A 12960-nucleotide genomic window follows, 5' to 3' on the forward strand; every position below is an offset into this window, starting at 1 on the left:
CTCTGCTTTTAGAATAGAAAGGCTGGCGGAGAATGAAGACAGAGATTCGCAGTGGGCTGTTGAGGTGTGGGCAAGAAAAAACGAGCATCGCCGGTGCGGCGTGCTCGTTCTATTTCCTGCGTCGCGGGTCAGGGGCTCAGGAAGTGAGGTCGAACCGGTCAAGGTTCATGACCTTGTCCCAGGTGGTGATGAATTCCTTGACGAACATCTCTTCTGCATCATCCTGGGCATAGACCTCTGAAAGTGCACGCAATTGCGAGTTGGAGCCGAAAACCAGATCTACTCGGGTGCCGGTCCACTTCAGGTCGCCTGTTTCACGGTCACGACCTTCAAAAGTGTTGGCGGTTTCCGAGGTCTGTTTCCAGGCGACCCCCATATCCAGCAAGTTGACAAAGAAATCATTGCTCAGCGTACCCGGTCGCTTGGTCAGGACCCCGTGGCGAGATTGCTCATGATTCGCGTTGAGCATGCGCAGACCGCCGATCAACACGGTCATTTCCGGCGCTGAGAGGGTTAGCAACTGGGCCCGGTCGACCAGAATGGCTTCAGTGGGCATTTTTTCATCAACTTCCAGATAATTGCGGAAACCATCGGCTCTCGGTTCCAGCGGCTCAAATGATTCGGCGTCAGTTAGCTCCTGAGTTGTATCTGTGCGGCCGGGAGCAAAAGGCACCTCCAGATCATGACCGCCCGCGCGGGCTGCCTTCTCGACTGCCGCACAGCCGCCGAGAACGATCAGGTCGGCCAGGGAGATCTTCTTGCCGTTTTGCGGTGCGCTGTTGAAGTCCTGTTGCAGCTGTTCGAGCCTATCCAGCACTTTGGCCAGCTTGGCCGGCTCGTTTACTGCCCAGTCCTTCTGCGGGGCGAGGCGAATGCGGGCACCATTCGCACCGCCGCGCTTGTCGGAGTTACGATAGGTCGACGCAGAAGCCCAGGCGGTTGAAACCAGCTCGGAAACGCTGAGTCCGGAATCGAGCAGCTTGCTCTTCAGCGACTTGATATCCGCTGCGTCAACCAATGGATGATCTGCCGTGGGAACCGGATCCTGCCAGATGAGATCTTCTTGGGGCACTTCTTCACCCAGATAGCGCACCTTTGGGCCCATGTCGCGGTGGGTCAGCTTGAACCAGGCGCGGGCGAAGGCATCGGCGAACTCATCGGGATTTTTCATGAAGTGACGGCTGATGCGCTCGTAAGCCGGATCTACTTTCAGGGCAAGGTCAGTCGTCGCCATCATGGTAGGCACGTGCTTGCCTGTGTCGTGGGCGTCAGGGGCCAGGTCTTTCTCGGCCGAATTCTTCGGCGCCCACTGCCAGGCTCCGGCCGGACTCTTGACCAGCTCCCATTCATAGTCAAACAGCATATGGAAGTAGCCCATATCCCATTTGGTCGGCTGGGGAGTCCATGCGCCCTCCAGGCCGCTGGTTATCGTATGGCCGGCAGACCCGCTTTCAAACTTGCTGGTCCAGCCCAGACCCTGTTCCGCGATATCGGCACCTTCGGGCTCTGCACCCACATGGGACGGGTCTCCCGCGCCATGGCACTTGCCGAAGGTATGACCGCCAGCGATCAGCGCGACGGTTTCTTCGTCATTCATTGCCATGCGGCCAAAGGTGTCGCGAATATCGAAGGCGGACTTTTCCGGATTGGGTTCGCCATTGGGGCCTTCCGGGTTCACGTAGATCAGACCCATCTGGACCGCCGCAAGCGGGTTCTGCAGAGCACGACCCTCGCCGTAGCGCTCGTCGCCCAGCCATTCCTCTTCGGTACCCCAGTACACGTCCTCTCCGGGCTCAAAGGTGTCCACGCGGCCACCGCCAAATCCGAAGGTTTTGAAGCCCATGGACTCCAGCGCGCAGTTGCCGGTCAGGATCATCAGGTCGGCCCAGGAAATCTTGTTGCCGTACTTCTTTTTCAACGGCCAGAGCAACCGGCGCGCCTTGTCCAGATTGGCGTTGTCCGGCCAGCTATTGAGCGGAGCGAAGCGCTGGGAGCCGGTGGAGGAGCCGCCGCGGCCATCGGCGATGCGGTAGGTACCGGCGCTGTGCCAGGTCATGCGAATGAAAAACGGACCATAGTGGCCGTAGTCGGCGGGCCACCAGGCCTGGGAATCGGTCATCAGGTCATAGAGGTCTTTCTTCAGGGCCTTGAGATCAAGCTTGCTGAATTCCTTGCCGTAATCGAAGGCTTCGCCCATCGGGTTGGCCCTGGGCGAATGCTGATGAAGGATGTTCAGGTTGAGCTGGTCAGGCCACCAATCACGGTTGGAACGCCCTTTCTTGGGTGCACCATGCATCACGGGGCATTTGCTTTCACTGGTCATAACGACTCCTGGAATTCTTGTAGGGATCCGGGCACGGCGCTGGGCAGGACAACAGGTGCAAGGTCCTGACTGGTATGACATTAGCAAAGCTTTCCGGTTCTGGCAGAATCCATGGCTCGTGTAAAAGCTGAACGGGGCGCAGGCCACGTTAACTCATGGCTGGATTGTGGTACTGATTTGTTAGCAGGGTTTTCAGGCAACGAATGACGAGGGCGAGAAAGAAAAACGGCGGCCTCAGGGCCGCCGTTTCCGATGTCAGGCCGAAGCTTCTGCCTCGTAGTTGGCGTAGGAGGCTTTCAGCGTGGCATGGTTGAGCAGCATTTGCGCCTTGAGCTTTTTACCGCTGGCATCATAGATACTGGAAAGCACCCAATAGGATTCGGTGCGCTTGCTTTCAGAGAGCGCGACAATTTCGCGACGGATGAGATAGTCCTCGCCGACGAACAACGGGCCGTCGATCATGCGAATTTCCTGATCAGCAAACAGGCCGATAACCGGCTGCTTGACCGGAAACTCGGCTTCCTTGCTGGTGTACTCGGCAAGCACGCTGACCATTTCCATCGGAATGATCGCACGGCCCCACGGTGTGCTGGCGGGGTCGGAATACCACGGCGAATTCTCGGTAATACCCTCAAGCTTTTGCGTCAGCGAAAAGGGGTAGAGGTTGCCCATATGCTGGTCAGCATTCATACGCACTTTTTCATCTTTGGCGCCGGTCATTCCCACATGCAGGTCGGACAGGATAACCAGCTTTTCCGGTGGACGCAGTTTTGCCATACGCTGATCAAGCAGGGTTTTGCCAGCATCGGGTCCCAGACTCGCGCTGGCTTCAAGTACCGGGGTGCCGTCAGCTTTCTCTGCCCAGGCGCGTACGCTGGTTGCACCGGGTGAGGGACGTTCGATGAATGCGCGTACCAGCTCACCTTCTACCACCATGTTCTGGAAATGTGCGGAGAAGCAGCCACGTTCGAACCAGGCCTGCCCCCAGATCTCTGCCAACAGCGGAGCAAACAGACTGAAGTGCGTGGGACCTTCGATGGGACCCGCCTTGAAGCCCAGCTTTTCCGCCATGCTGTCGTCATGAATGGAGGTATGTCCGCTGTATTCCTGATCGGCAAGCATCTGTTTTGGCTCGCGTAACGGGCCGCAGAGATAAAGGGGGGTGTCGAAGGTCATCGTATGTCCTTTGATTGGCTGTCGGGATGGGTTGCCAAGTTTAGTTTAGGCGGTGTGGCGCAAATATCGCAATTGGCTTGGTGTCGCATCATTCAGCCCATTTATCCCGCGCAGCTAACTATCGCGCTTGAACGAATGCGCTGCCAGTAGTCTGAACCGCCTTGGCTCTCAGATAACCCTCAGTCAGTGCTTTGAGGATGCCTTGCGCATCAGGCGTCTTCTTCGAAACCACGTAGACCAGAGGCCAGGTATCGAGTACGTCGCATTTGGAATCGGCTTGGGGGAAGTGAAGCAGCGCTTTTTTGATCGGGTCAGCGTAACTAATCAGATAGTCGGCCCGGCCTTTTTCCAGCAGCTGCAATGCTGCTGCGTGATTCGGGGCAACAATGGGCTCACGAGCACTTTGCTCGAATATGTCATTCAACTGGTTGCGGTAGGTGTAGCCTCTTATAAGCACCAGCCGGTTGCCAGCAAGCTTCTGAACGCTCTCTAGCACTGGTGTAGCGCCCAACGAAAAAGCGCAAAGAGTAATATCAATACCTATCGAGGGCGTTTCCAGGGTGAAATCGCGCAGAGCCGGAATCGCCTGTGATCCGGGCCAGAAATCTATTTTACCGTTGGCCAGGCCCTGGTAGATGCGCATGATCGGGTAGTTCACCCACTCGATCTTCAAGCCGCTTTCGGCTGCGATCCGGTTGGTCAGTTCAATGACACTCCCAGCAGCTTTGCCGTTGTCATCCTCATAGGCCATCGGCGGAAAGTCCAGAAAGGCAACAGTCAGGGTGCGGGGAGTTTCTTGGGCGTGCAGGCCACCAAAGGTCAGCATCAGCAAGAGCCCCAGGGAAGCCATACCCCATTGGCGGGTATAAAAATTCATTTTTTATTCTGTTCTCACATCCTTGAATCTCTGGCAAAGCCTAGCGTTGAATGTCTCTGGCGTCGAGCCGATAAATACATGCATTTGGGTTAGACTCATGACCTTAATCAGTGTTGGAAAAGGCAGGTTCATGGAAGTAGTCGATACATGCGTGTCCTCGCTCTTCAATCCCTTGGAAGAGGTTTATCGGGATCGTTGGCTGCTGGCGGTGCACAAGCCTGCGGGTCTGTTGGTGCACCGCAGTCCGATAGATCGGCACGAGACCGAATTTGCCCTGCAATATGCGCGCGCTTTGAACGGCGGTGAGCACGTTTATCCGGTGCATCGGCTTGATCGGCCGACGTCTGGGCTCCTGCTATTTGCCCGCGATCCCGGAACCGCACGTGCGCTGGGTAAGATGTTCATGTCCGGATCGGTAAAGAAGACCTACCTGGCCATGGTCCGCGGCTGGACGCCGGCGTCAGGAGTCATCGACCATCCTCTTCGCGAGCATCCGGCTGATCGACGCTGCAAGAATGAAGAGCAGCCGGTGCGCGAGGCACGCAGTTGCTTCCGCCAACTGGCGACGGTGGAGATACCCGTCGAGATCGAAGGTTATCCGAGCAGTCGTTACAGCCTGGTTGAGTTAAAGCCAGAAACCGGTCGTAAGCATCAGCTGCGCAGGCATATGCAGCACATCAGTCATCCGATTATTGGTGATACCAATTACGGTCGTACCCGCCACAACCATTACTTCGCCGAGAGGTTCGGTCAGAGCCGATTGATGCTGGCAGCCACTGCCATGGCTTTCATGCACCCGGTCACCGGCCAGCCGGTAACGCTGAAGTCGATACCAGAGGCTTCTTTCATGCAGGTACTGACGGTCTTTAGTGGGGAGGTTGCAGTGACTGGTCTGCAGGTTCACAGCGCTGTGCGCTGAGAACCTGCCAGACCCTTTACCGCCGCTGGTGCCCAGGGGCCACCAGCGTCTTGCGCTTAGAGCTTGGTTACAAAGGTACGTGCCTGGTACAGAGCAAGGCTGCTCAGCACGATGATGACGACGACGGCGACGATGTCAGCCCCCGGATAACCCCAGAAATCAGACATGATTTCTCCTTGTTAAGTTTAGAGGATCGCACCGGCATTCAAGCCAGTGCGGTGTCGCGCATGCGTTGCCGACCAAAGTCATTTAGCCGGAACTTGAACAGGATCCGGCCTGCGCCGAAGTAGGCCTGGTCGTCGAGTTCTTCCTCAACGCTTTCGATGATGCCGCTGGAGAACAGGTCAGCCAGCGTGACGCGGGTGTTGCCGCGCCAATAGGCGCCGCTGAGATCAAACTCCTTCATCAGCGCGTCGGTGACCTGCCAGTCCCAGATGCCCACCTCTTGTGTGGCATTGATCAACTGAAGAATACGGCCCTTCATGTGCAAAGTGTTCATGGTGGCTCCTGTGTTCACACGTTGGCCGCTTTGGCGGAGGTGTTGGACGTTTCGCTATCGCTGGATACAGCGCGGACAACTTCAAGTACTTCGTTGTTCTCGGTGTACATGACGAACCCGCCGGTCACGAACAGCACCAGGCCTGCGAGGAAATTCCACGCCGGGAAGTCGAGCGTGAAAGCGGCGAGAAAAATAACCGCAAACAGGCCGTAAAGCGCTGCAATCGCCTGCCCACGACCTACGCCAATCAGCGGGAAGGATTTGTACCAGGAGACATAGCAGAAGGCGAAAGTGACGCCTGCCAGTGTCAGCCAGCCCATTGCAGCCCAGTTGAATGTGGCCATGACCAGGTCCACTACGGGTTGATCGGTGAACAGGTAGATCGCCGGTAGAATCAGCACAACCCAATACAGCACTTCGGCGGTGAATCGCACGGTAATGCCCACATCCGGATCCGCTACATCCAGCCCGCGGCCGGCAATCGCGCCTTCAATACCCCAACCCAGCGCTGCCATCGCACCACCCAGGTAGCCCAGCCAGCCAGCGTCGCCGGTGCCGGTGAGTTCACCGATAATGCCCGGCGCATAGACGGTGATGCCGCCGGCCAGAATGATGAAGATCCCCACCGCTGCGCGACGGGTGATCTTTTCCTGGTACCAGAGTCTGGCCAGCGTGGCGCCGATTATCGGGTACATCAGCGCTGAAATTGCCGCGAAAGCGCCGCCGATATAGCCCATCGCCAGATACGAACCAAAGATGGCCATCGGCCCGCCAAAGATGGCGCCGATGAAAAACCACTTGGAGATGTAGCGCATCTGCCTGATGGTGCGCACATACTCACCCCATTTGCCCAGCACCCCGTTCCAGACAAACAGGAAGAACAGCACGGCAATGGCGTTGAAGGTGGTGAGCACGGCCGCTGCCAGCAGGAACTCGGCATTGGTGTCATAACTCAGGTCGATATACGGCGCTTCAAACCAGACGGCGGAGCCCGGCACATACCAGGCGCCCCACAGAACGGCGCACCAGAGCGCCCACATGAACCCCCAGCGGATGCTGCTGGAGGTGAAACGCGAACGCGCCTGACTGAGAGTGGGTTGGCTAGGGCTTTGCTGACTCATACACCTTCCTTTTCTGGCTGGGCTTGCTCTTCGTGGAGGAACGCTTCCAGCGAATCGTCCATCGCGTCCATCCACGGGGTGTGATGGACGGGTGCGAGGGTACCGGTCAGTGTCGAGCGGTAGCTCTTGTTGCGATAACCGAGTATGTCCGCCTCCTTGTGATGTTCCCACTGCTTGAAGATCTCGGCGACACCGGTCACATCGAACGGCGGATAGTCGGTAGGCTCAAGCAGATCCAGTATGTAGGCTGCCTGGAAGTCAATCGCCTCGAAGGGGTCCGCTACCTTTTCCTCCCGGGCCACCCACTCATGTGTGTCGGCGGCCATCGCCTGGTCTGTTGGCAGCGTGACGCGATCGAGCATCAGATCCCGTGCGTACCAGGCCTGGGCGTCGAACATATTGAAGGTGTAATACTGATCCTGCATGCCGAGGAACATCAGCTTGGGATTGGCCAGAGACACGATGCCCTTGTACAGGCCTTCGGGGTAAAGCCGATTGCTGGTTGTCAGGGTCAGTTCGTTGGGCAGGAACGGAAAGTGATGCTGATATCCGGTGCACAGGATAATCGCGTCGACGTCCTTGCTGGTGCCGTCCTTGAAGTGGGCGGTCTTGCCGACGACTTCGGTAAGCAATGGCACTTCGGCAAAGGATTCCGGCCAGTCAAAACCCATGGGCTTTGAGCGGTAGCTGAAAGTGACCGACTTGGCTCCGTACTTGTGACACTGGGTGCCGATGTCTTCGGCCGAATAGCTGCTGCCGATCAACAGCAGATCCTTGCCCTGGAATTCAACCGCATCGCGGAAGTCATGGGCATGCAGCACGCGTCCGGGAAACTTTTCCAGACCTTCGAAGTAGGGCGCGTTGGGTGTCGAAAAGTGGCCAGTGGCAACGATCACATGATCGAACTCTTCAGTGCTCAGCTCATCCTGCTTGAGGTCGCGCACGGTGACTGCGAACTTGCCGGTGGCTTCGTCTTCGGCAACCCAGTGCACAGCGGTATTGAAGCGGATGTACTGGCGCACGTTGCTCTTGGCGACACGCCCCATGATGTAGTCACGCAGTACGGCTCGCGGCGGGTAGGAAGGGATGGGACGACCGAAGTGCTCCTCGAAGCTGTAATCGGCGAACTCCAGGCATTCCTTGGGGCCATTGGACCACAGGTAGCGATACATGCTGCCGTGCACTGGCTCGCCGTAGGCATCCAGACCGGTGCGCCAGGTGTAGTTCCACAGGCCGCCCCAGTCACTCTGCTTTTCATAGCAAACGATTTCGGGGATGTCAGCGCCGTCGCGGCGGGCTGCTTCGAAAGCACGTAGTTGGGCCAGGCCGCTCGGGCCGGCGCCTAGAATGGCAACTCTAAAGCTCATAATGACTCCTGATAACAGGCAAGGTATCGTGCGCGGACGAGAGCGGCCCGGGCGACGATTAAAAGAGAAAAGCAGGCACAGCCCAACCGAAATACGGTCGAGACATGGGGCTTCGCAATGAAGCGCACTGAAGTCGGGGTAACCGATGGCGCAATGTAATGAAGGCTGCAGCTGTCGGGGTGCAACAGAGGGCCGAAGGCGGGCAGGCCGCCGATGAAACGCGAGATCTCGAGAAAACGCCGGGGGGGAGCGCTCGAACTGGACAAGCAGGAGAAAAATACTTGATAACTCGTATGCCAGTAGGGGCATCCTATCACAGTTGAGGTTTCCGCGTTTTTACAGGTACAGCCACGAGGAAAATGAGCATGCAGCCCTTACCCAGTAACCTTTGTCCGCTATGTGGTGGATCCAACCAGTGCGCTCCCGCAGTGGAGGGCAGCTTCGATACGCCATGCTGGTGTTTGAGCGTCGGGGTAAGCATGCAGGCGCTTGTGCGAATACCAGCCGACCAGGTCAACAAGGCTTGTTTGTGTCCAGCATGTGCCGCGGGTTCATGCACGGACGAGCGGGGCACAGCTATTCCGTCCGTCGGAAAAGATTAAGGCGCTGGGCCTGCCGGCCGAAAAGCCGGTATCGCCCCCTCATCCTTTCGACGAAGGTGCATAGGCAATACCGATTTAAAGTGTTTCCATATGTTCCCTCAGCCCACGCTCTTTTTTCGAGACCCGCCATGAACCTACTACGCCGCTTTTCAATATCCCAGAGACTGCTTGCCGTCACTTCGTTGATCCTGCTGATTGTCTTCGCCCTTGTTGCCGGTTTCGCGGTAGATTTTCGTCAGAGTCTGCTGGATGGCCGAGCACTGAAAACGCAGCATCTGGTTGAATCGGGGATGGGTGTGTTGGAGTATTTTCATGAACGACATCTGCAGGGTGAGCTTAGTGAAGAACAGGCAAGGGCAGCCGCGCTGGTTGTGCTGCAAGGCCAGCGTTACGGAGACAATGACTACTTCTGGGTGCATACACTTGATCTGCAGATGCTCATGCATCCCTTCAGTACTTCGCTTGTCGGCAACAGCGTTGCCCAGGTGAAAGATCCTAACGGCAAGTTCCTCTTCCGTGAAATGAATGAAGTCGTGCGTGCCGATTCAGCAGGTTTTGTCGCGTACGACTGGCCCAAGCCCGGTGTTACCAATCCGGTTCCGAAAATTTCCTATGTGTCCTTGTTCGAGCCCTGGGGCGTAGTGCTCGGCACGGGGATCTATCTGGATGACGTGAATGGGTTCTTCTGGGCGGAGATGACTCCCAAGCTGATCCTGGCATCGCTCGGGTTGTTGCTGCTAATCGGGTTCAATCTGCTCATCTCGCGCAGTATCAATGGACCGCTGGGCCAGGCTGTGCGTGCGATGGATGATATTGCGACCGGCGATGGCGATCTGACCCGCCGGCTGGATGCCAGTGGCAGTGACGAAGTAGCCGGTCTGGCGCGCGGCTTCAATGCCTTCACCGACAAGCTGTCTGGTGTGATCGACGAGCTGCGTGACGTGGTGTCGCGCAACCGCCAGATCGCGACGGATGTGGGTAATGCGATGGTCAAGGCTGAGTCTTCCTACAATCAGCAAAACAGCGAACTGGAAACCATTGCCTCTGCGGTAGAAGAAATGAGTGCAACGGTGGAGGAAATTGCCCGCCGCATGTCTGACTCGGCCGGTGCTGCGAAGGACGCCGGTGTGCAGACTGCGCGTGGTCACCAGACCGCAGATAACACCTCGACCATGATGGCCACGCTGGCAACCGATATTGCCCGCGCCGCTCAGGCCGTAAGTGAGCTGAACGAGAACTCGAAGACCATAGGCTCGGTGCTGAGCGTCATCCGCGGTGTAGCCGATCAGACCAATTTGCTGGCGCTCAACGCAGCAATTGAAGCCGCCCGTGCTGGCGAGCAGGGCCGTGGCTTTGCAGTAGTAGCCGACGAGGTACGCACCCTCGCGAGCCGCACACAGCGCTCGACTGATGAAATACAGGAGATGATTACACTGCTGCAAGGCGGTACGACCAGAGCTGTGGAGTCGATGGAAGGCAGCCACCGGCAATCGGAAGAGATGCAGGCTCAGGTAGAAGCCTCCCGGACCGCTTTGGGCTCGATCACCACGTCGGTAGAAACCATTTCCGACATGACGCAGCAAGTTGCCGCCGCGGCTGAAGAACAATCGCAGACCTCCAATGAAATTGCCCGCAGCCTCAACCAGCTCAGCGCCCTGGGCGGGAAGGTCATGTTCGAACTCAAAGATACGGCAGAGAATACCGAGCATCTGAAGGGCGCAGCAGAGCAACTTGAACGTTTGATCGGGCAGTTCAAGACAGCCAGTCGCTGATCCCGATGCCGCCTTGACCGGCGGATGGAATATTGCCGCAGCTCATGTGTCAAACGCTCATCGGTGATGAGGAGAGCATATGGGATCGCTGTGGGATGCGTTCAGCTTGGCATTCGGTCTGGGTGCGCAAGAGCTGCAATGATTCAGGTGGACGCTACGGCTATCGTGCCTCCAAAACGGCTCTTAATGCGTTCGGCTAGTCGCTGGCAATGGATCTCAAACCGAAAGGGATTGCAGTGGTACAGCTTCATCCGGGTTATGTGCGGACGCGCATGGTGGGTTTTTCGGGACATATTACCCCTGCCGAGTCTGCCCGCGGCCTGGTTGAGCGGATAGACGCTCTGACGCTGGAAAACACGGGCACCTTCTGGCACAGCAATGGTGAGGAGCTACCTTGGTGATAGTTCCCGATAATTTGACGTTTTGAATTATCGGCAAAACCCGTAATTGCTGGTATCCAGGTGAAAATGGTTGGCATGGGCCCGGTTGTAGTCAGGGCCCAGCACGGTGCCGAAGTAATCACAGGCGCTGTCCTGGAAAGCCTGCAGAAAACTCGTGCGCTTCGATTCGCCTGGTTCAGCCCAATTCTCAAGCACCGACACTCGTTCGCCATTTGCGAGCCGGAACCCTGCTATGTCGAACGCCGATGCCGTCGCATGCTGGCTGCGGCGCCCTTCGGCACGGTTGTATACATTGCGGCAGGCAAAGCTGCCGTAGTGGTCGATACGCGTCACCTTGCTGTCTAGGTGCGTCAGGGCCAAGCGCTGTAGCTCGTTGCGCTCGAACATGACCCAGGTTACTGCCCAGGAACAGCTGATGGTGAAAGGGGAGCTGAACGATACGTCGCTGCGTTCGATTCTCACTACATTCGCCAGCGGACACCCCGCTATCGGCGTGTAATCTTCCAACGGCGTGTAGGCAAGTACTTCATCCGGTGCGGTCGCCAGCGCAGCGCGGCATTGGGTTGGGTTATTGGCAAGTCGGGACAACTTCCAGCGGGTAACAGGTGTCATCGCGTGTTCCACCGACAGCGGCTCCCAAGGGCTCCATGCCGGTGGGATGGCCTCCCAGGGACGCAGTAGAAATACCAGCAGGCACAGCATAAGGAAGGCGAGCAGTTTTGCCAAGCGCACAAGGATAGTCTTCAAATCAGGGCCTATACCTCTTGGAAAAATCCGATAGCAATCACGTAAACCCTATATTCATAACGCCTATTCGTCTTGCTTGCAGCACAATCTGTGCTTATAACTCCCCGACCCGTAATACAGACTCAAGGGAGCCGAGCATGCTTACCGATACCAGACCCTACATTCTTTATGGCGCGCCACATTCACTTTATACAGGCAAGGCCCGTTGCTATATGCGTAATCAGGGCATCCCTTATATCGAACGAGCGACTACTCATCCTGACTTCGCGGCGCGTATTCTGCCGCAGATTGGGCGGGGCATCATCCCGGTACTCGAAACGCCTGATGGTGAGGTCATCCAGGATACGGTGGATATCATCGATCATTTCGAGAAGCGCGGTGTTCCTTACTCCGCTTACCCGGAAGGGCCATTGCAGCAGGCGATTGGAATCATTATCGAGTATTACGGTGGTCAGTCGATGCTCAAGCATGCAATGCATTATCGCTGGTCCTATCTCGCACAGCAGAAAGAATTTCTGATTCATGCGTTCGCCGGTGGATCAGGCGCGGCGATGGCAGAAAAGGTGATGGGACGCATGCAGGCTTACCTGCCGCGCCTAGGTGTTACCGACCAGAGCATTCCGGAAATCGAGCGTTCCTACGAAGCGTTGCTGGATATCCTCGATAAGCACTTCGAGCAGATGCCCTACCTGCTGGGCGACCGGCCCTCGATTGGTGACTATGGCATGATCGGCTCCATGTTCGCGCACCTGGGACGTGATCCAGTGCCTTGCCAAATCATGAAGCTGCGCGCGCCACGGGTTTATCGCTGGGTCGAGCGCATGACCGCACCGGGGCTCGATGTGGTCGAATATCCCGAACGGAAGACCGAATTCTGGCCTGAAGATGCCATTCCGCCAACTCTCGAGCCGCTTCTGGAGCACATAGCCAGCGAAATATTCCCGGAGCTGACCGACAAGTTCACCTTCATCGATGACTGGGTGAAGAACACACAGCCGGCCGACGGCGCGCCGGTGACCGAGAAGCCGCAACAGCGTCAATTGGGTATGGTCAGCACGACCTTCAAGGGCGTTTCGCTCGAGGTGGGTGTGGAGCCGTATCTGCTTTTTCTGCTCCAGCGGGCGGTCAATGCGTTGCAGGGACTTACTGATGCAGA

General features: G+C 57.1%; 11 protein-coding genes and 1 pseudogene. 5 read left to right on the forward strand and 7 right to left on the reverse strand.

What is annotated here, in order from left to right:
- Positions 1-136 precede the first annotated feature (136 nt).
- The 3 genes from katG to ABYA88_RS01440 form a co-directional block, all read right to left on the reverse strand.
- Positions 137-2323: a catalase/peroxidase HPI gene (gene katG / locus ABYA88_RS01430; RefSeq protein ID WP_373184778.1), complete on the reverse strand. Its 2187-nt coding sequence runs from the start codon at positions 2321-2323 to the stop codon at positions 137-139.
- A gap of 255 nt (positions 2324-2578) precedes the next feature.
- On the reverse strand, positions 2579-3499 hold the full coding sequence (locus tag ABYA88_RS01435; protein ID WP_373184780.1) for a hypothetical protein: 921 nt from the start codon (positions 3497-3499) through the stop codon (positions 2579-2581).
- 118 nt (positions 3500-3617) lie between these two features.
- Entirely contained in the window at positions 3618-4376 is a 759-nt protein-coding gene (locus ABYA88_RS01440) for a substrate-binding periplasmic protein (protein WP_373184782.1), read from the reverse strand.
- A gap of 130 nt (positions 4377-4506) precedes the next feature.
- Between ABYA88_RS01440 and ABYA88_RS01445 the strand changes: the two genes are divergently transcribed.
- The gene (locus ABYA88_RS01445; protein ID WP_373184784.1) at positions 4507-5295 is read left to right on the forward strand and encodes a pseudouridine synthase; all 789 of its coding nucleotides are present in this window, start codon (positions 4507-4509) and stop codon (positions 5293-5295) included.
- A gap of 205 nt (positions 5296-5500) precedes the next feature.
- Here the strand turns inward: ABYA88_RS01445 and ABYA88_RS01450 are convergent, their stop codons facing one another.
- From ABYA88_RS01450 to ABYA88_RS01460, 3 genes are read right to left on the reverse strand one after another with little or no spacing between them, the layout of a single operon-like run.
- Positions 5501-5794 carry a hypothetical protein gene (locus ABYA88_RS01450; RefSeq protein ID WP_373184786.1) on the reverse strand — a complete coding sequence of 98 codons (294 nt, stop codon included), beginning with the start codon at positions 5792-5794 and terminating at the stop codon, positions 5501-5503.
- 14 nt (positions 5795-5808) lie between these two features.
- Complete coding sequence (locus tag ABYA88_RS01455) at positions 5809-6915, reverse strand: hypothetical protein (RefSeq protein WP_373184788.1); 1107 nt, start codon at positions 6913-6915, stop codon at positions 5809-5811.
- Positions 6912-8282, reverse strand: a complete 1371-nt coding sequence (locus tag ABYA88_RS01460; RefSeq protein ID WP_373184790.1) for a flavin-containing monooxygenase — start codon at positions 8280-8282, stop codon at positions 6912-6914. The genes ABYA88_RS01455 and ABYA88_RS01460 overlap by 4 nt, the downstream gene beginning before the upstream one ends.
- 365 nt (positions 8283-8647) lie before the next feature.
- Here ABYA88_RS01460 and ABYA88_RS01465 point away from each other — a divergent pair, with 365 nt between their 5' ends.
- The 3 genes and pseudogenes from ABYA88_RS01465 to ABYA88_RS01475 form a co-directional block, all read left to right on the forward strand.
- Complete coding sequence (locus tag ABYA88_RS01465) at positions 8648-8884, forward strand: cysteine-rich CWC family protein (RefSeq protein WP_373184792.1); 237 nt, start codon at positions 8648-8650, stop codon at positions 8882-8884.
- Positions 8885-9012: 128 nt separating this feature from the next.
- Positions 9013-10656, forward strand: a complete 1644-nt coding sequence (locus ABYA88_RS01470) for a methyl-accepting chemotaxis protein (RefSeq protein WP_373184793.1) — start codon at positions 9013-9015, stop codon at positions 10654-10656.
- 137 nt (positions 10657-10793) lie between these two features.
- Positions 10794-11057: pseudogene (locus tag ABYA88_RS01475) on the forward strand (SDR family NAD(P)-dependent oxidoreductase); the annotation flags it as partial.
- A gap of 27 nt (positions 11058-11084) precedes the next feature.
- On the opposite strand, the gene ABYA88_RS01480 reads toward ABYA88_RS01475, so the two are convergent.
- Positions 11085-11789, reverse strand: coding sequence for an extensin family protein (locus ABYA88_RS01480; RefSeq protein WP_373184795.1), 705 nt, complete (start codon positions 11787-11789; stop codon positions 11085-11087).
- A gap of 152 nt (positions 11790-11941) precedes the next feature.
- On the opposite strand from ABYA88_RS01480, the gene ABYA88_RS01485 reads away from it, so the two are divergent.
- Positions 11942-12960 (forward strand): glutathione S-transferase family protein (locus ABYA88_RS01485; RefSeq protein ID WP_373184797.1); only part of this gene is annotated, 1019 nt, incomplete at its 3' end.

The organism is Halopseudomonas sp. (genome assembly GCF_041579695.1).
Lineage (GTDB): Bacteria > Pseudomonadota > Gammaproteobacteria > Pseudomonadales > Pseudomonadaceae > Halopseudomonas.

Coding starts and splice junctions, on each gene's coding strand:
- ABYA88_RS01435 (WP_373184780.1), bottom strand. CDS start 3,499: ATGACCTTCGACACCCCCCTTTATCTCTGCGGCCCGTTACGCGAGCCA.
- ABYA88_RS01445 (WP_373184784.1), top strand. CDS start 4,507: ATGGAAGTAGTCGATACATGCGTGTCCTCGCTCTTCAATCCCTTGGAA.
- ABYA88_RS01450 (WP_373184786.1), bottom strand. CDS start 5,794: ATGAACACTTTGCACATGAAGGGCCGTATTCTTCAGTTGATCAATGCC.
- ABYA88_RS01470 (WP_373184793.1), top strand. CDS start 9,013: ATGAACCTACTACGCCGCTTTTCAATATCCCAGAGACTGCTTGCCGTC.
- ABYA88_RS01460 (WP_373184790.1), bottom strand. CDS start 8,282: ATGAGCTTTAGAGTTGCCATTCTAGGCGCCGGCCCGAGCGGCCTGGCC.
- katG (WP_373184778.1), bottom strand. CDS start 2,323: ATGACCAGTGAAAGCAAATGCCCCGTGATGCATGGTGCACCCAAGAAA.
- ABYA88_RS01465 (WP_373184792.1), top strand. CDS start 8,648: ATGCAGCCCTTACCCAGTAACCTTTGTCCGCTATGTGGTGGATCCAAC.
- ABYA88_RS01440 (WP_373184782.1), bottom strand. CDS start 4,376: ATGAATTTTTATACCCGCCAATGGGGTATGGCTTCCCTGGGGCTCTTG.
- ABYA88_RS01455 (WP_373184788.1), bottom strand. CDS start 6,915: ATGAGTCAGCAAAGCCCTAGCCAACCCACTCTCAGTCAGGCGCGTTCG.